The sequence below is a fragment of the uncultured Nitrospira sp. genome, assembly GCA_902500695.1.
Classification (GTDB): Bacteria; Nitrospirota; Nitrospiria; order Nitrospirales; family UBA8639; genus Nitrospira_E.
In genome coordinates this window covers 1-22755 of sequence record CABVRQ010000001.1, presented here as the reverse complement: position 1 = coordinate 22755, position 22755 = coordinate 1, and the positions used below count along the sequence as shown (strand labels likewise).

12 protein-coding genes are annotated in these 22755 nt (G+C 52.7%); 3 read left to right on the top strand and 9 right to left on the bottom strand.

All coding sequences use genetic code 11. The features are described 5' to 3' along the window. From glgX to AAH187_RS00025, 8 genes are all read right to left on the bottom strand, one after another. A partial coding sequence (glgX, locus tag AAH187_RS00060) for a glycogen debranching protein GlgX (RefSeq protein WP_342346384.1) occupies positions 1–2119 on the bottom strand: 2119 nt, incomplete at its 3' end. 117 nt (positions 2120–2236) lie between these two features. Further along, positions 2237–2851, bottom strand: coding sequence for a NapC/NirT family cytochrome c (locus AAH187_RS00055; protein ID WP_342346383.1), 615 nt, complete (start codon positions 2849–2851; stop codon positions 2237–2239). Positions 2852–2884: 33 nt separating this feature from the next. Continuing rightward, positions 2885–4417, bottom strand: coding sequence for a multiheme c-type cytochrome (locus tag AAH187_RS00050; protein WP_342346382.1), 1533 nt, complete (start codon positions 4415–4417; stop codon positions 2885–2887). A gap of 121 nt (positions 4418–4538) precedes the next feature. Then, entirely contained in the window at positions 4539–6947 is a 2409-nt protein-coding gene (locus AAH187_RS00045; RefSeq protein WP_342346381.1) for a phosphoketolase family protein, read from the bottom strand. Positions 6948–7027: 80 nt separating this feature from the next. After that, positions 7028–8281 carry an acetate kinase gene (locus AAH187_RS00040; RefSeq protein WP_342346380.1) on the bottom strand — a complete coding sequence of 418 codons (1254 nt, stop codon included), beginning with the start codon at positions 8279–8281 and terminating at the stop codon, positions 7028–7030. A 20-nt stretch (positions 8282–8301) separates the two neighbouring features. Continuing rightward, entirely contained in the window at positions 8302–10686 is a 2385-nt protein-coding gene (locus tag AAH187_RS00035) for a glycosyl hydrolase family 65 protein (protein WP_342346379.1), read from the bottom strand. 117 nt (positions 10687–10803) lie between these two features. After that, positions 10804–11562, bottom strand: a complete 759-nt coding sequence (locus tag AAH187_RS00030) for a beta-phosphoglucomutase family hydrolase (protein WP_342346378.1) — start codon at positions 11560–11562, stop codon at positions 10804–10806. 137 nt (positions 11563–11699) lie between these two features. Continuing rightward, the gene (locus tag AAH187_RS00025) at positions 11700–12767 is read right to left on the bottom strand and encodes a class I fructose-bisphosphate aldolase (RefSeq protein WP_342346377.1); all 1068 of its coding nucleotides are present in this window, start codon (positions 12765–12767) and stop codon (positions 11700–11702) included. Between the two features lie 392 nt (positions 12768–13159). Between AAH187_RS00025 and AAH187_RS00020 the strand changes: the two genes are divergently transcribed. The 3 genes from AAH187_RS00020 (at position 13160) to AAH187_RS00010 (ending at position 20274) form a co-directional block, all read left to right on the top strand. Further along, a complete protein-coding gene (locus AAH187_RS00020) occupies positions 13160–13747 on the top strand; it encodes a histidine phosphatase family protein (protein ID WP_342346376.1) in 588 nt (195 codons plus the stop codon). A 450-nt stretch (positions 13748–14197) separates the two neighbouring features. Beyond that, a complete protein-coding gene (locus AAH187_RS00015) occupies positions 14198–16039 on the top strand; it encodes a mechanosensitive ion channel family protein (RefSeq protein ID WP_342346375.1) in 1842 nt (613 codons plus the stop codon). 203 nt (positions 16040–16242) lie between these two features. Continuing rightward, entirely contained in the window at positions 16243–20274 is a 4032-nt protein-coding gene (locus AAH187_RS00010; protein WP_342346374.1) for an AsmA family protein, read from the top strand. Positions 20275–20548: 274 nt separating this feature from the next. Here the strand turns inward: AAH187_RS00010 and AAH187_RS00005 are convergent, their stop codons facing one another. Then, positions 20549–22261 (bottom strand): mechanosensitive ion channel domain-containing protein, encoded by a 1713-nt coding sequence (locus AAH187_RS00005; protein WP_342346373.1) that lies wholly within the window; start codon positions 22259–22261, stop codon positions 20549–20551. Positions 22262–22755 lie beyond the last annotated feature (494 nt).

Sequence of the window (22755 nt, the reverse complement as noted above, 5' to 3'; positions counted from 1 at the left end):
TGCCGGCGTTCATGTGCGCGAACAGCACCACGACGGACCGTGCCTCGGTCCGGTACCTCTGACCGGGAATCGCCGGCGAGGTTTCCCATGGGACAATGTCGTGGGGCGAGTCCAGGGCGGTATCGATCCATCGATACCAGTTATCGCCGTTTCCGTTCTGAACCGGAGGCAGTTCGAATTCCAGCGGTTCCCAAAAGGCGTTGAGGATAAAGTGGACGAGGCGCTTTTCTTTGCGAAGTTCAACGGTAAACGCAATGCTGTGCGAATTTTGGCTCCAGTTAGGTTGGTTGAGCGTGACGCCGTGCCACGCCTTATTCGCCTGCAGGATCAATTGGTTCAGACTCATCCGTTGCTGCTCATGTTCAACGTCGCGCAAAAGCCGACGTGCGTTGAGCAATGTCACGAACCGATGGACATCCGCATGTTTCGCAATCAGCGTCCAATCGAACCAATTCGTTTCGTCGTCCAGGCAGTACGTATTGTTGTTGCCGTGTTGTGTGCGGCGCACCTCATCACCCATCAGAATCATGGGCATGCCCACGGAAAGCAGCGTCACGGCCAAAAAGTTCTTCACCTGCCGGTTCCGTAGCCCTTCGAGGGCTGGATCATCCGTGGGCCCTTCAACCCCGCAGTTCCAGCTTTTATTGTCGTTGGCCCCGTCGCGGTTGTCTTCGCCGTTGGCCTCGTTGTGCTTCCCGTTGTAAGAGACAAGATCGTTGAGCGTGAAGCCGTCATGGCAGGTCACAAAATTAACGCTCTGCTCCGGCTCCCGTTCTTTATGACCGTAGACTTCCGGGCTGCCGATCAAACGGTCGGCGAAATGTGCCAACGAACCTTCTTCGCAACGGAAGAAATCACGGGCATCGTCCCGAAACCGCCCATTCCATTCCTTCCAGCTATCTCCGACAAACGAACCGACCTGGTACAACCCGGCAGCATCCCAGGCTTCCGCGATGAGTTTCGTCCCGGCCAGGAAGGGGTCCGAGTCAATGTCCCAGAGGATGGGAGGATTCCGTAGTGGCAGGCCGGCCTCGTCGCGGGAGAGGATCGACGCGAGATCGAATCGAAAGCCGTCCACGTGCATCTCGTCCACCCAATACCGGAGACTGTCCACGATTAAACGACGGACAATCGGCTGATTCGTATTCAACGTGTTACCCGTCCCCGTATAGTTGCCATACCGGGCCCGGTCCTCCTCTAGAATGTAATAGGCGCCGTTTTCAAGTCCGCGAAAACAGAGAGTGGGTCCGTCCTGCGTGCCTTCGGCGGTGTGGTTGTAGACGACATCAAGGATGACCTCGATGCCCGCTCGATGCAGCGCCTTGACCATGTCGCGGAATTCGTCCACCACGCCGAGTGGATCCTGTCGTGAACTGTACATCGGATGCGGCGCGAAGAACGACACGGGGGCATAGCCCCAATAGTTGATTCGTCCCGGAGGGCAATCCTGCTGGTCGAAATGGAACACGGGCAAGAGTTCAACCGCGGTGATGCCGAGTTCTTTAAGATACGGAATTTTTTCGATCAGACCCGCATACGTGCCGCGGGTTTTCTCCGCGACGCCCGAACTGGGATGGCGGGTAAACCCGCGCACGTGCATCTCATACACGATGGTTCGGGTGGACGGTCGCTTGAGCGGCGCATCGCCTTCCCAATCGTACGCCTCCACATCCACGACCACGCTCTTCATGGCGGTTGCGCAATTGTCTCCCGACTTGGATGCGGCGACGCGGCTGTATTGCTTCGGCACCGCCACAGCCCTGCCATAGGGATCGAGCAGGATCTTCTCATGGTCAAATCGCAGTCCTCGCTGCGGCTCAAACGGCCCGTGTGCGCGATAGCCGTAGATCTGGCCCGGTCGAAGCCCAGGGACGAAGACATGCCAATAGTGGTACGTCCGGTTTCTCCAGGAGTCGAGGGAAATGACGGTGGACGGTTTGGTATCATCCGGGTGATCGAACAGCAGCAATTCCATGAGCGTGCAATTCTTCGAAAACACGCAGAAGTTCACTCCCTCAGGGGAAACGGACGCCCCGAGGGGAAAACTTTTTCCTGGAGCGTTTGCTCCGGCTTGCCTACTCACTTCCCTTTCGACCCCTTTTTTCTGGTCCTTAAACATGGGTTTCCACCCTCCGGCAGAGATCCGCACGCACAACCTTGAACCTGCGAAAGGTCTTGAAACACCGTGGCTCTATTTCTTTTCTCTTCCTCACCGTTGCTCCACAGGGTTTGATGATTAGCTTTTTCTCAGTTTGGCTAAGTCTTCTTGGTATACCGGGGAATCCGATTCGTAGCCCTTGGGAAGTGTATGGGCTATGCCTTTGTGACAATCGATGCAGGTTTTCCCTTCCTTCATGGCTTTCTGCATGTCACGTTGGGCCACAAGCGACTGGGCGTGCCAGTCCATTGCCTCATAGGAATGGCAATTCCGGCATTCTTGGGAATCGTTTTCTTTCATCTCCAGCCAAACCTTTAAGGCAAGCTGTTCACGCTTGGCCTCGAATTTTTCTCGCGTGTTGATGGAGCCGGTGATTTTACCCCATAACTCTCCTGTGGCCTTAATCTTCCGAATGACCTTCGGTCCCCACTCTTTGGGCACATGACAGTCGGCGCAAATGGCGCGTACCCCTTGGGCGTTGGTGTAGTGAATGGATTGCTGATATTCCGGCAGGACGAAATCCGTCATTTCATGGCAGGCATTGGCACAAAAGGAGAGCGAATTGGACTGCTCCATGGCGGTGTTGAAGCCCCCCCAGAAAATAATCCCGGCTATTCCGCCAACGACGAAAATCGCTCCCCAGGAATATTTGCTGGTGGGGCTCCAAAACCAGTTCCAGAATTTCGTGAGCATTGAGTTATGCGAACCCTTCGTTCGGACCCGTGTTTATTTCAATGAGTCCTTCCCGTAACGGGATTCAAATCCTTTTCGAACCGCGTCAATTTGAGCAGGGTTCATCCCTTCAAAGTACCAGGCATGGCCAGGGATGGGTTTGAAATACTTTTCGAGTAATGCGTTCGCTTCTTTTTCTCCTGCTACCTTTTTGAGTTCTGGAATGAATTCGAAATAGGTGTGTTTGGCCACCTCATACATCCCATGCCACCACGTGTAATCGGGACCACTCATGGAGGCACCATGCCGCGCTCGACGACCTTCGTGGTGCCAGATTTCCCACCAAATCCATTCGATTTTCTCATCGAACGGGGCTGGACTGATTGTCCCGGCCTTTTGTAAGTCGCTCATGATGGCGGCAATGGGTTTGGCAAATTTATCGTTATAGAGGTCCACCACCTTATCAAACTGGTTGTAATGGCCCAATATCACGGAATCGGTGTGACAGGCCGTGCACACATTTTGCATTTTGAGACGACGTTCTTTCCACGTCAGCACCTCAACCACCTCTGACTCCTTGGCCTTGTCTCCAACCTTGGGCAATGGTTGACCTTCCGGCACATCAAACTCACTGCCATCTTGAAGTTTCACCAGGTTGTTTTTGACGGATATGGGTGGCCGCAACGTCCAGGAGATCCGTTCGCCCACATTATGGGTGGGCTTTTCTCCCCCTCCGGCGCTCATATGGCATGTAGCGCAGGTTGGCGCGGCCGAATAATCCACGCCGGCTTCCCATTTATCCGATTCGAGATTCATCTCCGTCGTTTTGGCGTGATAGATGATGCCATGTTTGGATTCGTTATAGACCTCAATCTGAGGGTGATCCGGACCGACATGACATTTTCCGCAGGTATCCGGGGTTCGTGCCTGCGCTTTGGAGAACCGGTGCCGACCATGACAGGCGGTACAGGAACCCCTGGACCCATCGGGATTGATACGTCCAATTCCGGTGTTGGGCCAAGTGGTGGGTAGGGGTTTTCCATCTTCACCAATTTCAATGGTTGAGCCGTGACATTGTTTACATCCGGCATTCACAGCCTCCGGGCCGCCAACGACCTCGCCCAAAAGATTATCGAACGAGGCGAGAATGTCGCCGGCTTTCGAATGATGCGACCCATCCATCTCTTGGAATTCCGTGGTATGACAGCGTGCACAATCCTTGGGCGTCACAATGATAGAGATCAATTGCCCTTTGTGCCTGAACCCGTCCTTGTCTTTCCCATCCGCTTTGTGACAATCAAGGCAATTCACCCCTCGTTGCCCGTGCATGCTTTGATTCCATTCCTGGTACAACCCCGGTGTATGCTTCCGATGACATTGCACGCATTCCTCACCGTCGGGATTTCCCCAATCCTTGCCATGGGTGCCGTCGGGTCTGGCCGCATTGGCTTCACCGGCTTCCGGAACCAGCACCAAGCCCCCGTCTAACAACACCATCGTCGAACTTCCGATCAGGAGAATCAGAATCACACTAAACGATATCCGAAGGAAATTTCCTAGCCAGGAATCATTTTTAATGGTCTTCATGGGTATTCCTCCCAGAACGTTAGGTTGACGGTTGTGGATTATCTTCCCGGGTTGAGCGGCTCTCACCTTGATGGTCCCCACGTTCCTGCCACTTTCCTGAGAAACGTATTGCTGTCATCAATCACACGTTGTCGCCTTCGGTGGAACTCTTCCTTCGCGTCGTTGTTCCGCGCTGACCCCATTGCCAGTTGGTGATCTCGGGCATATCCTCGCCATATTTCGCGATATACTGCTTATGCTCCAGCAGTTTGTCGCGGATCGCCTGCTTGGCATAGGCGGCGCGGGACCCGAGTTGTGGCAGCCGATCGATGACGTCGGCGAAGAGGTGAAACCGGTCCAGATCATTCATCACCACCATATCGAAGGGCGTACTCGTCGTGCCTTCTTCCTTGTAGCCACGCACATGCAGGTTCTTGTGGTTTGTCCGCCGGTAGGTGAGCCGATGAATCAACCATGGATACCCGTGAAACGCGAAGACGATCGGCTTGTCCTTGGTGAAAAGGGCATCGAAATCTAGGTCGCTCAAACCGTGCGGGTGCTCGCTCTGCGGCTGCAATTTCATCAAATTAACGACGTTGACGACCCGGATCTTCAGCGTGGGGAGATGCTGACGAAACAGATCCACGGCGGCCAGCGTCTCCAGCGTTGGCACATCTCCACAACAGGCCATGACGACATCCGGGTCTTCGCCCTTATCATTGCTGGCCCATTCCCAGATGCCGATGCCGGCCGTGCAGTGCTTGATCGCTTCCTCCATCGTCAGCCATTGTGGAGCAGGCTGCTTGCCGGCGACGATGACGTTCACATAATTACGGCTGCGCAGACAATGATCGGTGACCGACAGCAGCGTGTTCGCGTCAGGCGGTAGATAGACACGCACGACATCCGCTTTCTTATTCACCACATGGTCGATGAAACCAGGGTCCTGGTGGCTGAACCCGTTGTGGTCTTGACGCCAGACGTGGGAACTCAGCAAATAGTTCAGCGAGGCAATCGGTCGCCGCCAGGGAATCTCGTCGCAGACCTTCAGCCATTTGGCATGCTGATTAAACATCGAGTCGATAATGTGGATGAATGCCTCATAGCAGGAGAAAAACCCGTGCCGGCCGGTCAAGAGGTATCCTTCAAGCCATCCCTGGCACTGGTGCTCGCTGAGCATCTCCATCACCCGGCCATCCGGGGCCAGGTGGTCGTCGTAGGGAAAGCGATCCGCCATCCAGGCGCGGTTGGTGACCTCCATCGCATCCTGCCAGCGGTTGGAGTTGTTCTCGTCCGGACTGAAGAGACGGAAGTTCCGACTCTCCATGTTGAGTTTCAAGATGTCTCGCAAAAACATTCCCATATGGCGGGTGGATTCGGCATTGATCGCGCCTGGTTTCGCCACTTTAACGGCGTAGTCGCGGAAGTCCGGCAGACGCAGATCCCGGAGCAAGAGGCCGCCGTTGGTATGTGGATTCGCGCTCATGCGACGTTCACCCTTCGGGGCAAGATCGGCGAGTTCAGGCTGCAACCGTCCGGATTTGTCGAACAGCTCTGCCGGTTTGTAAGTTTTCATCCATTTCTCGAGGATCTTCACATGTTCCGCCTTTTCATGCATTTCCCCCATTGGCACCTGGTGGCTCCGCCAGTAGTCTTCCGTCCGTTTGCCGTCAATCTCCTTGGGACAGGTCCATCCCTTGGGAGAACGCAGGATAATCATCGGCCAGCGCGGGCGTTCTTTGACGCCGTTCTTGCGAGCCTTGGTCTGGATGCGGCGGATTTCGTCCAGGCACGTATCGATTGTGGATGCCATCAGTTGATGCATCTTGGCCGGCTCGTGTCCTTCCACGAAATAGGGAATGTACCCATAGCCGCGAAACAGTTGTTCCAGCTCTTCATGGCTGATGCGAGCCAGCACGCAGGGATTGGCGATTTTGTATCCGTTCAGGTGCAAAATTGGCAGGACGGCTCCGTCTGAAGCAGGGTTGAGGAACTTGTTGGAGTGCCATGAGGTCGCCAGTGGTCCGGTTTCAGCTTCGCCGTCGCCGACGACGCAGGAGACGATCAGGTCCGGATTGTCGTATGCAGCTCCGTAGGCGTGCGAGACCGCGTACCCCAGTTCGCCTCCCTCGTGAATGGAGCCGGGCGTTTCCGGCGCCACGTGACTGGGAATCCCGCCGGGGAATGAAAACTGCTTGAACAACCGATGCATGCCCTCTTCATCTTGTGAGATATTCGGATAGACTTCACTGTAGGTGCCCTCAAGATAGGCGTTCGCGACCAGACCGGGCCCACCATGTCCCGGGCCTGTGATGTAAATCATGCTGAGGTCTCTCTGTTTGATCGCGCGGTTGAGATGCGCATAGATGAAATTTAATCCCGGCGTTGTCCCCCAGTGGCCAAGGAGCCGTGGTTTGATATGTTCTTTGGTCAATGTCTTCTTCAATAAGGGGTTGTCGTACAGATAGATTTGTCCAACGGACAAATAATTGGCGGCTCGCCAATAGGCATCAATCAAGTCCAGTTCTTTTTTTGATAACGAATTCGCCATGCTGACCTCCTTAAATTTGCATCATAAAACCCGAATACTTACTGTGGATAAATGGTTGTGGAATGGGGAACCATCAGGACTCACGTTGTTCCTGTGAGACAATGCACCGTTTCCCGTGCAATCCAGGTTTCCTCATCCGCAGCTCCGACATAGACCTCCAAGGGTTGCCCGTCCTGACTGATCCGGGCCACAGCTCCCTGTTGAAGTCCGATGGCTGCGCTATTGAGTGTAGGATCCAACCGTAATCCGCACCATTCCATTCCTTCACAAATTCTGCGCCGGATATCGGGAGCCGCCTCGCCGATTCCGCCCCCGAATACGATGGCGTCCGCTCCGCCCAGAACCGCAAGATAGGCTCCGATATATTTTTTGACACGGTAGCAAAACATATCAATGGCCAATTGCGACGGTTTATGCTGTTCATGCTTCGCCGCCTGCAGTAATTCTTTCATATCATTCGTTCTTCCGGAAAGTCCCAAAAGCCCGGACTGTTCATTCAACCACCGATCCACTTCCGAGGCATCGACGTGTTCTTTTTGACAGAGATAGTTCACGATGGAAGGATCAAGATCACCGCACCGGGTGCCCATGACCAGCCCTTCCAGCGGTGTGAATCCCATGGAGGTCTCTATAGATTTCCCGTCTTCAACGGCCGATATGGAACATCCATTGCCGAGTTGCACCGTAATGAGTCGGGATGGTTCAGAAGGCCTTTCTGTTCTCTCAAAATAACTTCCCACCAGGGAGGCATGTGCGATGCCGTGGAATCCATAGCGACGAATATGATGGCGATTGGCTAACTCAACGGGCAGTGCGTACAGTTTTGCATAAGAGGGCATGGTGTGGTGGAATGCCGTGTCGAACACCGCCACCATCGGTACCGTGGGGCCCAAGGCGGCTCTCGCTCCGCGAATCCCTTCCAGGCAGGCCGGGTTGTGCAAGGGTGCTAATTCTCCAAGTGCATCAACTTCATCCATGACCCCGTCCGTGATCACGACCGGTTGTGAAAATCGTTCCCCTCCATGGACAACCCGGTGGCCGACGGCTTCCACTCCGGCAAGAGAACCCGCACTCTTATCTGCGCCGTCGAGTTGTTTGAGCTGCTCAAACAGGCAGCGGACAGCTTGATGGTGATTGGAGATCAATTGAGTGGTTTGCATGCCCGGTTTTTCTTTTGTCTCAAGTTCAAGCCTTGCCGTGCCTCCGATGCCTTTCACCGCTCCACTGATAAGAGTTCGACCTCGTCGGACATCGAGACTTGACGCCTCACCGACAAAATCAAACACACGAAACTTCAGGGACGAACTTCCGCTGTTCAGCACGAGAACTCGCATGATCTCTTCCTACAGCATGATTACCGCGTCACAATCGGTCTGGTGACAACGGGAGTTCGGGGAGAAAGGTGAATCTCTTCGTCCTCGTGCCGGAACATCAACCCGTCGCCCTCCCGCAAAGAATACCTGGCACCTTCCGGCCCCATTTCGACATCCAGGATTTGGCCGCGATAAGTCAGTGGAAAGCGTAGGTTCCCCGGCTGATCCGGTAAACGTCTGGGCTTGAATGTCAGGATTCCGTCGAAGTCGCGCATCCCGGCCATACCGTAGACCATCACCATCCACGTCCCCCCCATTGAGGCTATGTGACATCCGTCTTTGACATTCCCACCAACGTCGGCAAGATCCATCAGCAAGGCTGCTCGTGCGTATTCCACGGCGATATCCGCATATCCTATCTCAAACGCGACAATACTCTGTATGCAGGATGACAGAGAGGAGTCGCCTGTGGTCAGAGGGTCATAATAGTCAAAGTTGCGTTTTTTTTGCTCGGGGGAAAACGCCTGTCCGAACAGAAACATGGCCAGGACAATATCCGCCTGTTTGATGACCTGATACCGGTAGATGACCAACGGATGGTAGAACAAAAGAAGAGGGAAATTCTCCGAGGGGGTTTGCTTGAGATCCCATAGCTCTTTTTCTAAAAAGGCGTCGTCCTGGGGGTGAATCCCCCGTTCATCCTCATAGGGGATGTACATGTTTTCCGCAGCCCTCAGCCATTCCTTGATTTCTTCCATTTCCACGCCGGTCTTGCTGACAAGCACGGCGAACACCTCTGGATGTTTTTCTCGCAGTGCCTCGATCGTCGCCGCCGCATACTGGAGATTCTCCCGCGCCATGAGATTCGTATAGGTGTTGTTGTTGACGACCGTATTGTATTCATCGGGACCGGTGACTCCATGGATGCAAAACTTGCCTTTCTTGTCATGGTCTTGCGAAAAAAATCCAAGGTCGCTCCATAGGCGCGCCGTTTCGATCAACATTTCCGCCCCATAGTCATGCAAAAATTCCTCATCACCTGTGGCGTGGACGTATTTTCTGAGGGCATACATGATGTCCGCATTAATATGGTACTGGGCCGTCCCGGCTGCATAGTAGGCCGAGGCTTCTTCTCCGTTGATGGTCCTCCAAGGGAACATCGCGCCTTTTTGATTCAGCTCCCGTGCCTGTTTCCTGGCTTTGTCCAAGATGCGATAGCGGAACATGAGAAGATTTTTGGCGATGCGGGGAGATGTATAGATTAAAAAAGGCAGGAGATAAATTTCCGTATCCCAAAAGTATTGACCTTCGTAGGCCTGGCCCGTGAGTCCCTTGGCCGGCACTCCGGTGGTATCCGCTCTGCCGGCCGCCTGAAGGATATGAAACAGGCTGAAGCGAATGGCCTGTTGGATTTCAACGTTGGAGCGCTTGGTTCGTGTTGGCTCCAGGTTACTGACTTTGATGTCGCTTCTGTGCCAGAACTCATCCATGTATTGCTCTTGATCGCCCAGAATACGAGTGAAACCCTGTCCGAGGGCTCGATCCAACGTCCGTTCCGCTCTGGCACATAACCCTTCGGGAGAGGCGGTGTGCGTCGTGTGATAGGTCATATACTTGAACAAGCTGATCGCCATGCCGGGCTTGGCCTCGATCGAGAAGACGACCACCCCGAAGTCCTCGTAACATTTGTTCTGGTAGGTGTAAGGACAGTCGGTTACCAGGTCATGGTCCATGCCGCAGGCCAGTGTCATGTTGCTGTTTTTAGTTCCATGACACAGAACAAGGCGACGATCTTTGAATACTTGTTTCCTTGGGTGCAAGGCCCGATCGAAAAATCTCTTCGCCTGCCGGGGGTCCCCCTGTCCTTTCTGATGGTCGTGCAAGTAGAGCATTTCAGAAGAAATAACGACCGGAGCCTCTGCATTCAACACCGTCACTTCGTAGGACATGGCGGCAAGGTGCCGGTGGGGAAACGACACCAGGCGTCTCGATTTGATGAGCACCTGTTTTCCGGACGGGGTCTCCCACAAGACCTCACGGTCCAGTGTGGCGGATTTCATGTTCAGGCGGCGGTCATAGTTCAGCAGATTTGCGCTGGAAAGATCGAAAGGCTCGTCGTCAACATAGAGTTTGATTTTTTTGCTGTCCGTGGCATTCACGATGGTCTGACCGGTTCGGGCAAAGCCATAGGCCTCCTCGCCATAAACGATCGGCCATGATTCATAGAATCCATTGACAAAGGTGCCGTTTTGAACGACCGGCACGCCTTCTTCAACGCATCCCCGCATGCCGAGATACCCGTTTCCTATCGCAAAAATTGTTTCGGTCATTTCCAGGAATGGAGGATGGAATTGTTTCTCTATCAGGTTCCATTCGTCGGGAGGATAAATATGGTGGGGAGGTTTCACGCGCTCATGGTGTATCATGGATTTTTAACCTTCCAATCCATAAGCGACAGGAGAAAACTCTGGCATGCCAGTGGGAAAAATGGTGTATCGAGCTGATTGCCTGTCCAAACATGTGAAAGACATATTTCCGGAAGTTTAGACAAGTAATTCTCCAAGATCCTTCACCACCATATCTGCGCCATGCTTCCTGAGTTCTTCGGAATCTCCTTTCCGTGCCACTCCGATCACCAGCCCGAATCCTCCATCCCGGCCCGCTTGAACACCGGAAATTGCGTCTTCCACCACCACCGCGCGTTTCGGATCCACGCCTAACATTTTTGCTGCGGCCAGGAAAGCATCCGGAGCCGGTTTCCCCGAGAGATTCTCGTTCTGGATGACATTTCCATCGACTTTCACTTTAAATAGATTTCCAATTCCGGCAGCCTTGAGCACGGCATCGCAATTCTGGCTTGAGGTCACGACGGCGACCTGGATTCCGTCTTGGCGGATTCGTCGAACCAATGCGATACTTCCTTCGTAGGCCTCAACGCCGTTAGCCTCAATGACCGCGTTGATCATTTCGTTCTTGTGGTTTCCAAGCCCGCATACGGTCTCCGTTTGTGCAGTATCGGCCGGAGTTCCTTCAAGGAGTTCAATTCCCCTTGACCGGAGAAAATCTCGAACACCATCAAATCGCGGTTTTCCATCGACATAGAGACGATAATCCGTGCTGATCTCAAACGGTTGAAACGGTTCACCTGACCGGGATGCCTGATTCTTCAAGTATTCATCGAACATTTTTTTCCAACAGGCTGCGTGCACTTTGGCTGTCGCGGTGAGGACTCCATCAAGGTCAAACAGCACGGCATCAAATTTGTCCGGGGTTATCGGGTAAAGAGACTTTGCTTCACTCATGGCTGGCCTTCTTCTTGGCCGAAACGGAGGAATTGGGTATCCAAATTTTCCTCACAATCGGATTGTTTCAAAACAGACATGAGATGCTCTACCCTCCCTCTCAGTTGCCGGTTGAAGAATGCTTGCCAACACGCAGCTTAGTCATCATGCCATTCTGCACGGTGTGCCGGCGTGGTTGTTCGGGATGGATCCTCTTCCATCTCTTCTCTGTATTTCCCGCAGCTCGCAGCCGCGTTACATTTGGACCTATGATAAAGAGCCTGTTGGCCGGCCTGGATGTTTTTACCTTCCCCATGCCAGGCTTCCAACGCAGGATCCTGTAGGGCGCGGCCATACGAAAAGCTGATTTTCCATGGCTTGTGGAAAGCAAGTGTATTGATGGCATTCAAATGTTCGCTGGCAAGACGATCATCTTGACCGCCTGATAAGAAGACGATCCCGGGAACAGCGGCAGGTACATGGCGGGACAGACATTGCAGCGTAGCTTGAGCCACCTCCTGAACCGAGGCCTGTTTTGAGCAGTCCTTCCCGGAAATGACCATGTTGGGTTTCAGCAGCATGCCTTCCAACGAAATCCTCTGGTCATAAAGGGCGTTGAAGACTGAGTGGAGTACCTGGCCGGTGACCTCTTCACAGCGGTCGATGGTATGGGGACCATCCATCAGCACCTCGGGCTCAACTATAGGAACAAGCCCTTGCTCCTGACAGAGGGCCGCATAGCGCCCTAGTGCGTGAGCATTGACCACCAGACAGGTTTGACTTGGATAATTGTCTGTAATCCGAATGACGGCTCTCCATTTGGCGAAACGGGCGCCTATCTTGTAATACTCGCTCAATCTGTCCCGAAGCCCGTCCAATCCCTCAGTCACTTTTTCGCCTGGAGATCCTGCCAGGTCCTTAGCACCCGTATCCACTTTAATTCCTGGGATGATACCCAGGCTGGTGCATACCTCTGCCAGGGGAATGCCCTTAGTGCCTTTTTGTCGAATGGTTTCGTCATACATAATCACGCCGCTGATAAACTCCGAAACTCCCGGACTCGTGAACAGCATTTCCCGGTAGGTCCGGCGACTGTCTTCGGTTGAGTTAATTTTCAGGGACTCAAATCGCTTCGTGATTGTTCCAACCGTTTCATCGGCCGCCAGAATACCTTTCCCTTCAGCTACCAGGGCCGTCGCTGTCGCTTTAAGACTGTCGTGGTTCATGGTGTCATCCCCTCAATTTCTTTACCAAGTCGAGTTCAATTGAGAACTGTTATCATAATGACATAAATTCAAAACAAATTGATAGCGAAAAAAACTCGCATGGGAAAGCTGAGAGGTTTCCTGGGCTGTTTTTATAAATATCCAAACTTTTGGACACTGAATGGGTTAAGGATGGCGAACCTAGCATGCCTGGAATGCCTGGAATGCCCAGGCTATTGGTGTTGGGAAGATTTAACCAATATTTAACAACAATAGTGCGCCACCGTCATTTCTCTTCATTGGACCCACCGGCTTTACACCAACTCATGGCTTTGTCAGGGACAGCGTGTTGACAGTGTGGGAGGATAAAACGTTACAGTTCGGTCTCTTCTCCAAAATTTCCTTGATCACACATGTCTAAAAAACCTCAAGAAGTTTACGTCATTCGTCATGGAGAGACCGAGTGGAGTTTGAGCGGCCAACATACCGGAACCACCGATTTGCCTCTCACGGAAAACGGCCGTCAACTCGCGCGGCTTCTCAAGCCTCTGTTAACGAATTACTCCTTTGACCTGGTTCTTACCAGTCCTCTGCAACGTGCCCGTGAAACGTGTACGTTGGCAGGATTTGGCGAGAAGGCCGAGGTGGACACCAACCTTGTGGAGTGGAATTATGGAGAGTATGAAGGCCTCACTCCCAAGCAGATTCATGAAAAGAGACCCGGTTGGATGATTTTTGCCGACGGCTGCCCGGGTGGAGAAACACCTGCGGAGATCGGGGCGCGAGCCGATCGCGCCATTGCCAGGGCTAGAACCGCAAAGGGTGATGTCGCGCTATTTGCCCATGGTCACATTCTCCGAGTGCTGGTCGCCCGATGGCTTGGTCTGCCCGCCACCGCAGGCCGGCATTTTCTTCTTCATACCGGGACATTAAATGTTTTGAGTTATTACCGGGAAATTCCTGCCGTGAAGATATGGAATGCTCCATTGATCCAAGGATAGTGATCGCTCTGCCCCCACCTTCCTGCTCTCTGCAATGCTCTCAAAAATCGCATAGTGAAATGAGAGTTCCTCGATCTGCTTGCGCGGTTTTCATAAGAATTTGATCCCACCTGAACACCTTAGATTCATTCTTTAGGTTCAAGGCCAGGCAACCGTCGAATGGCTAGCCTCGGTTTTGGGTAGATCCCTGATAGTAAATCGTCCTGCCGCAAGAAGCCTGTTTTTCCCGGACTGTGCTCGCTGACATGTAGCCGGTTTTTGGTGTTTGTCCTGACTTGGAGTTAGCCGTCAAGCCGAATTATGATGTGCGGTCGGCAGGAGATCATCCTGGTCTCGGAGGATCCTGTCCATGAGGGCCATTTGCCCGGTTGTTATGCCGTGGGGATTCAGTTGCTTATTTACGCCTAAGGTTGAGTGGGAAAAGATGGACGAAAGGAGGGAAGGTGTATTATGGGTATCAGGATGCAAAAAAAACGCGTGAGGACCCGTGTCTGTCGTGTTCTGGCCATTGGCGTGAGTCTGTTGTGGGTGTTGTTGTCGTGTAATGGCAGCGCCCTCGCACAACCCACGTTGAAGGAAGTTGTTGAGGGGAAAGAACCACTCGCGACGGAACAAAAGGCGGAACCCCAAACGGAGGGACAGGAGAGAGCTAAACCTCGCGGTCCGGTAGATGCGTTTGATCGAGGGACTCCGCGTACCAGCGTGAACGGCTTTCTGCTCGCGGCCAGAGAACGTAACTATGAACGTGCGGCGGAGTATCTGGACTTGAGAAATCTCCCACGAAACCTGAGCGGGATTCAGGGGCCGCAGCTAGCCAGGCAGTTCAAGATTGTCCTGGATAGCGTCCTCTGGATCGACCTTAGCGATGTGAGCCCCGACCCAATGGGCCATTCTGAGGATGGCCTGCCCTCCTATCGGGATCAGATCGGCCAGATTGAAGCTCAAGAGGAAAAAATCGATATTCTCCTGCAGCGAGTGCCTCGTGAGGACGGCGTGCGGATTTGGAAGTTTTCTTCGGCAACGGTCGCCCAGATTCCCAGCCTGTATCAGGAATACGGATACGGATATCTCGAGAAATTTTTACCAGAAGCTTTTTTCGATGTCAGGGTGGCGGGAATGGAAGTCTGGGTGTGGGTTGGGGTATTGGTGATCGTACTCGTGTCCTATCTCGTGTCCTACATGGTCATGGCCGTTATTCAGTGGTTTCTCTGCCGGCGTCAAACCACCCTCAGCAATCAGCTCTTACGTCTCGCGAGAGGTCCGGGTCGCTTTCTCCTGTTCTGCCTGATTGGACGTGTATTGCTTAATTTTTTCAATGCCCCCTTATGGTTTCGTGCCGCGCTTCAAACGCGAACACTCTTGATTATCGGGCTGGTCTGGACCGGCATGTGGGTGGTGGATTTTGCGCTCGTCCGATTTGCCGAACGGATGCAACGGCAGGGCAAAAGTTTCGCGAGCGTACTTTTACTCCCGCTGGGGACCGCCGTGAAGACGATTCTGATAATTATGGCGACATTGGTTTGGCTCGACAATCTCGGGTTTAAGGTCACCACTCTGCTGGCCGGGCTCGGAATCGGGGGCTTGGCCGTCGCGCTGGCCCTGCAAAGACCCATTGAAAACCTGATTTCTGCCATCACCTTGTATGCCTCTCAACCGGTGTCGGTCGGCGACTTTTGCCGATTCGGGGATAAAATCGGCACTGTCGAGGAGATCGGATTGCGGGCCACTAAGGTTCGGACCCTCGACCATACGCTCGTCAGTGTGCCGAATGTCGAATTTGCCCACCTGCAATTGGAGAATTTCTCCAAGCGGAAAATGATCTGGTATCATCCGCAAATCCAGTTGCGGTATGAAACGACTCCCGATCAGATTCGTTACCTACTCGTCGAAATCCGTAAGCTTTTGTATTCTCATCCCAAAGTCCTTCCCGACCCTGCGAGGATCCGTTTTGTGGGGTTTGGTCCCTCCTCTCTGAACCTCGAGATTTTTGCTTACGTCAACGTCACGGATTACGGAGAATTCCTTGAAGTGGCTGAGGATCTGAACCTCCGAATCATGGACCTGGTGGTAAAATCGGGTGCAGGGTTTGCTTTCCCTTCCCAGACGTTATACGTGGAGAGAGGAAAAGGGCCGGATGAGCAGTTGGCCCATGCGGCGGAGGCGCAGGTACGAGAGTGGCGGGAGCAGCAGGCCCTGTACCTTCCGAATTTTCCCCCGGAAAAGATCGCAGAACTCCGGGGGACATTAAACTATCCACCTCCTGGTTCACCCCTTTCAACTGCCCGGTCTTGAATTCGGAAAAAATGTCCTGGAGGGGTGCCCATAGAACGATGTCGCGGGTATCCGGGTTATGGGTTTAAAGAATGAAGGTCGATCGGAAACGGGATTCTCCTCCGACAAGCTGTCACTTCGCGTTTGACCAACACATCGGAGGAATCATTGAATAACGGCTTTTGTGGATTCAAGAATGTATTAATTGAAGTCTAGGAATTCTTATGCGTCGTCGCTCATACAAAATCATGATCGGGCTTGTTCTCGGCATCGGAGCATGTGCCGCCCTTGTTTATGTGTTATTCCCCTTTATCAAAACGGACGTGTATCGGGAAACACTTGAACGAGGGTTTTCGGCGACCATTGGAAGAAAGGTCTCGCTGCATGGACCTATCTCTCTGACTTTCTCCCTGCAACCACGGTTAATTCTGGAAAACGTTTTTGTTGCCAATCCTCCCTGGGCATCTCAACCGCATTTTTTTCGAGCCAACCGTCTTGAGATCGAGTTGTCGTTGGGGCTGCTTCTCCAACGCCGTTTGGAAGCGGAAAAGATTGGTCTTGAGGGAGCGGAACTGTTTTTGGAAGAAGGGTCTGAAGGTCTCGACAACTGGACATTTGGGGACGACGCTGCGCCCGGCATGTTGTCACGGGCCATGCCGTCTGTCTTCATGACTATTTCAAATAGAGGGGAGATCTCGATCGAAGGTTCCCGGATTCGGTATCGGCCTTACCTTGGTGAAGAAACGACCGAAGTGTTCATTCAACAAGGGGTGGTGGTTGCTCCCGATGATCGGCTTAGAACATTCTCCTTTGAAGGCACCTATCGGGATGTTCCCGTTAAGATTGAGCTTAACGGCGGCCCGATTATGGACTTATTTAACCTCAATGAAGCTCCCTGGCCTGTCGACGGTGTTCTGTCTACAAAGGAGGCATCCGCCTCCTTCAAAGGACGGGTAGGGGGAACGGACATCGATCGGACATTTGACCTTCAAGTCCAGGTTCATGGGAGCCGACTGAGTGCCCTGAACGATCTTTTAGAGACCGACCTTCCCGATTCGGCTCCCTTTATGGTTGCGGGAGACTACCTTCAGGGTCACGATCTCATAACCTTGAACAATGTCCGTGGGACACTGGGCACTTCCGATCTTGCCGGACAATTGAGGATCTCGAATGGAAAAGGGCGTCAGGAAATCCAAGGTAAATTGTCTTCGAAAATTTTCCAGATCCATGATTTTCTTTTTTCTCCAAAAACCACACAGCAAGGCATTGATGCCGGGCAGGGAATATCTCCAACTGAACCATCGACCATCGTACCGGCCTCGCTTCCCGTTGATGTCGATCTGGATCTGACAATCGAAAAATGCTTCCTAAGTGAGACAGAGCTGGGTTCGGTATCTTTGACCGCGTCTGCTCGTGAGGGACATGTTGACCTCAGTCCGGTTCGGGTCAAGGGTTTCGAGGGAACCGCGGATGCGCGTGTAAAAGTTGAACTCAACACCCCTCAGCCGCACTCTGTGTTTGAAGCCAAAGGCATCTCCTTGAACTATGGACATGCGCTTCGGGCGCTGGGAGTGACAGCAAACATCGCCGGATCTACCGACTTTGAGGTGACGGCGAGCGGGAACGGTGCCACTTTGCAGGAGTTCCTCAAGACGTTGACCGTGAATTTTCAAACGGCTCACACCACGTTCGGGCTCTCTACTCCGACGCCCGAGGCTCCGTTACCCGTTGCCTTGCGTCAGGCTTCCCTTCAGGTTTCCAACGGGGGACCGGTCAAAATTGTCGCCAAAGGCGCATATCGGGAACGGGCTTTTGGTTTCAGACTCATGACCGCCCCTCCAATTGCTTTGAGCATGCCTGGTACTTCCTGGCCGGTGTCGCTCGCGGCACTGTCCGGTGGAGCCCTCCTGGAAGTCAAAGGCACCATGGATACCGGCAAGCAGGATATACCGGGAACCATGATTGTTTCGCTCAAAGGGCGCCGGTTGAGTGAGTTTGATCCTGATCTTCCTCCAGTCGGTCCCTATGCTCTCATGGCTCATGTGAGGAAGGAGGGTGACCGGTTTACAGTCAGTGATTTCCGAAGTCGCTTCGGAAGCAGCGATCTGTCCGGAAAATTGGAACTGAACCTTCAGCAGACCAGGCCTCATCTTACCGGGATGTTTACATCGAAACAGATCAATGTGACGGAATTTTCACGACCTGGTGATAGGAGTGAAAGTGCCATTCCATCTGAAGTGATGCGGGCATTCGATGCTGACGTGAATGTGGCGATTGATCATGTTCGAAGTGGAGGACTGGAATTAGGCGGTCTGGCTTTTACCGCCGGGCTTCAGGCGGGCCGGATAAAAGTGGACTCCGTGCAAGGAACGCTCCTGGATCGCCGATCGGCTTACGGAAAATTTCATGGCAGGTTTCAGGTGGATAGTACCGGGCCGATTCCTACCCTTTCCGGCGATGTGTCCTTTGACAATATCCGGTACGAGCATCTCTTCCCGAGTGTGCGGTTTGCCAACCTCACAGAACATCTTATGAACCTGGATGTCAGATTTTCAAGTTTGGGAAACACGATACCCGGTATGCTGAACCGATCCACGGTTCTGGTAGAAGGGAAAAAACTATCGGTAAGGTTTCATCCAAAAGATGATCATCCTGAACCGGTCGAGGTGAGTTCCAATCTGAAGATTGAAAGCGTGGATGGCGGGCCCTTGCGCCTTTATGCCGAGGGGGTCTTTGACAAAACTCCTTTTCGGCTTCGTTCGGCAACCGGCCCTATGAGCGATATGTTGAAATACGAGGGGTTGTGGCCCGTGAATGTTCGGATGGACGTGCCACAGGCCCTCGTTGAAATGAGCGGACATGTTCATCTCCCGAATCCTGGCGATGAGTTCGATTTTCAGGTCCTCGTCAAAGGACAAAACCTCAGTGATCTGAATGTATTGACGATGTCCGACCTGCCTATGGTCGGTCCCGTGGACATCAACCTGCATCTCTCCCGGACGCCGGTGGGATTTCATCTGACGAATATTGAAGGGTCCCTGGGGGAAAACTCCTGGGGAGGCAATATGACGGTGCTGACAAAAGGGGAACGCCTGCGGGTGAGGGCCAAACTGATTGCAGAAAATATTGCGCTGGGGACTTTCCAAGAGCCTCAGGGTGATTCATCACCACAAAAAAAGAAATCCAGGTTGGGAACCATGGCGGATTCGGTAAAAGGCATCGGTTCTGCGGCCGTCGATACGGTAAGAGATACCATAGGCCTGAGAAAAAAACCGAAAGTTTCCACACTCAGGGCGATTCCGGACTTTACGTTTCCGGTAGAAGCTCTCCGTTCTTTTGATCTCATGCTTGATGGCGAGATCAAACAGATTCGAAAGGGAGAAGAGGGCCTGGGTCATGCCTCATTTCAGATGACTCTTGAAGAAGGTTTGTTCACGATGCAACCCGTGACGGGAAATCTATGGGGCGGAGATTTTGATGGGAAATTAATCCTTGATGGCAAACAATACGTTCCGACCCTTGATGTCAACCTGAATATTCATGGCTTGGATTATGGGCGCATAGCGAGATCTTTCGGGGGTACCGACCTGGTAAAGGGGCAATCCCAATCCATTATGCTCGCCCTGAAGGGTCGAGGAGATACGATGTATGAAGTGTTGGAGCAAGCCAGTGGACAATTTAACCTGATCGATGGTCCTCTTGAACTGGCCACAAAATATATTGACCTTTGGGCTGCCGATTTGATCACGACGGCCTTAAGCACGGCCTGGAAACGTGAATCGGTATCCAAACTCAATTGTACGGTCGGATATTTTGATATCGAAGAGGGAGTAATGAAAAGCGATAATATTCTCCTTGACACAAGTCGACTCACCGTAGCCGGCCTCGGAAAATTAAATCTCGCCGACGAAACCATGGATTTGCTTTTGACTCCGCGGCCCAAAGACCCAAGTTTATTCAGTCTGGCTCACATGGTCCGCATCACCGGTCCGCTTTCGGATCCGGACGTGTCAAACGACAAATTACGGATTGCCGAAAGCGGAGGGTGGGGGTTGCTGGGCCTGGTGAATCCCCTGGGATGGGTCATTGCCATTCCAATGATTGCAGGAACCACCGTGGGAACGATGAATCAAAATCCCTGTGTTGAGGCCATGAAAAGTCGACAGCATACTACTCAGGCTCTTGATGAAATCAAGGGCGGCTTATGGGGGAGGATCAAAGGAATCTTCTCAAATCCCGGCAAATCCTCCGATTAGTTTTCCGGTAATCAAATCAGCAATGAAGACAAATGATGGTGCGACCAAGCCAATCTTTTTTTTAAACCTGGCGTTCGTTTTCTTCTCTTTTCTTTTAGGATGTGAAGAGGAGGACCCTCCCAAGCCTATTCCCTCAGCCCCGCAGATAATCGAATCTGCTCAGTAGCACAAACCCCGTGTCGGGGCTGAAGGCTTTTCCGTCCTCTCATGAACCTTCCTTATCGAAGGACCCCTACATTCAATAACCGTGTGTTGAGGGGAGATCCGGTTAATTCTAGACGGATTTTTCCGACCGTGAAGTTTTTGGTTCGGGTTCAGGCGACAGCTCAGCCTGCATATTATCTGGTGGTTTGGCGGGCGGGGTGTACCATTGGTCCTTCGGGACGATTTTGGGTTGTTCGGCGTCCGCCATATAGGCTGGTGTCATGATCTGCACGCCATGTTCGTTAAATACATCGAGAATATTCTGGCTGAGGCCGGTATAGAGTTCCATCATGTAATATGGTCGGTCGCAGTAGACGTTGAGTTCATAGGTGACACAGAAATCGCCCAAGGCGAGTTGCAGGACGAAGGGCGGGGGATCCTTCAACAAACCGGGTGTCCGGTCTGCGGCCTCAATCAGCATCGCCTCGACCTGCCTCCACGGGGTCTCGTATCCGATTCCCACCGTTGTATGGAGAATGAGGCCCTTCTCTCTGGCGGCGGCGCTATAGTTGGTGACGTGGTTGTTCAGAATTTCCGAATTAGGCACGATGATTTCTTCGTTTTTCAACGACCGAAGCCGAGTCGTCAGAATTCTCCTTTCCATCACATCGCCGAGAATTTCGTTGACCTTGATACGGTCCCCTTCCTGGAATGCCCGCCGGTACACCAGGGTATACCCGGCCAGGATATTGCCGATTATCGAGGAGGACCCGAGCGACAAGAGCAACCCGAGAAAAATCGTGATCCCTTTAAAGGCCTCAGAGGTGGATCCGGGTATGTAGGGGTACCCCACCACAATCCCGAAGGCGATCACCAGTGTCCGGAAAATCCGGTAGGTCGGCCAGGCCCATTCCCGATCGAACCCCGGCCAAGTCACCTTTCCAATGGCCAGATTGGCAAAAATTAACTTCCCAAACCTAAGGAGGTATCGGAACAAGACGACCAGAATGACGAGGAAAACCAGGCTGGGAAATGAGGAAAGGAATCCCCGCACGATCACCCGAATAGGGTCGAGGATGATATCGAACAACTGCTTGCCAATGTAGGCGGTCCAAGGGAACTGACGGAACACAAAATTGAGATAAGCATACAGCAGCAAAAAGAGCAGGAATGCCTTGATTCCGTGCATGCTTCCACGGAGTCCGGCCCACATCTGATGGGCCTGAAGGATAATGACCTTTTGAACCTTTAAATCCTTGACTTGTTCTTTGTATCGTGGCTCGATTGCGGCATCCAGCCTGTCGAAAACCCATCGAGTTCCCCACCAGGCAGACGCGAGAATAGCTGTGGCGAGCAAGGAGAAAGCAATGTGAATCAAGATGTTGATGGGTTTGCGTTTTTCCCGGTGTGCTTCTACGGCTTCCGCGATCCGTTTAAGGTGCACCCGGGCCAGGACTTCACGCTCCACTCCGCCTTCCAGCCGACCGTCGGCATTGGTCACCCCGGTTATTGGTTGATCGCCAGCGAAAATCATGGTGATCCCTTTTTCCTCAACCAGCCGCAGGGATTGAGTTGATTGACTCAGATCGGAGCCAAACTCATCAATGCGCTCAAGAATCCTTCGGGCGCGTTCTTCTGCGGGATAGGCCGACACGCCGCGGACCTGAAAGAGTGTTTCCCCATCAAGTATCACGGGCGCGGTGGGGACCAGAATCGGTGGAAGGGCCATTTCATCATCGGACTTTTCCTGTGCCTTTTCTTCAAGAAGAGGAAGTACTTGGGCTAAAGCCGGCAGCGGACCGACACTTACGATCGTGACCCACAACACAATGAGGCAAGCCAAAAGGAGAGGAATTCGCCTCAACTTCTGATAGGGAAAGAAATTGGACGAGGAGTCTGGGGGGAAAAATGTGGGCATTGGTCGTCTTTCTTTAATCAAAGAACCAAATACCACGAAGCCTTTCGCGATGGGTGTGAATAGGGCTGTTGTGGCGAGTCTCTCGAAAGAGAATGTCTCCTTTGACCGGGAGAATACTCCCTTCAAGAAAAACATTCCAATCCGGTTTGAAGGACCATCAAGTCCTAGGGAATTATTTTTCAACTTTGAATTCGCGTAATTCAGTATAAAGGAAGCGGATACGATCATACTCGAAAGGTGAATCCGTTTGGTAGTGGCAAAAGGTCAACCAGGTCGTGTGTCGGTCGCCCCCAACAAGCGATTCACCCTAATCCCTTTGTCCATTCGGAGGACGTAATTCTTTAGCTTTCCCGTCACGTCAAAAATCCTATTCTTCAGGGGAGAGTCATTATCACGATAGGAAGATGATCCTGGTGAAG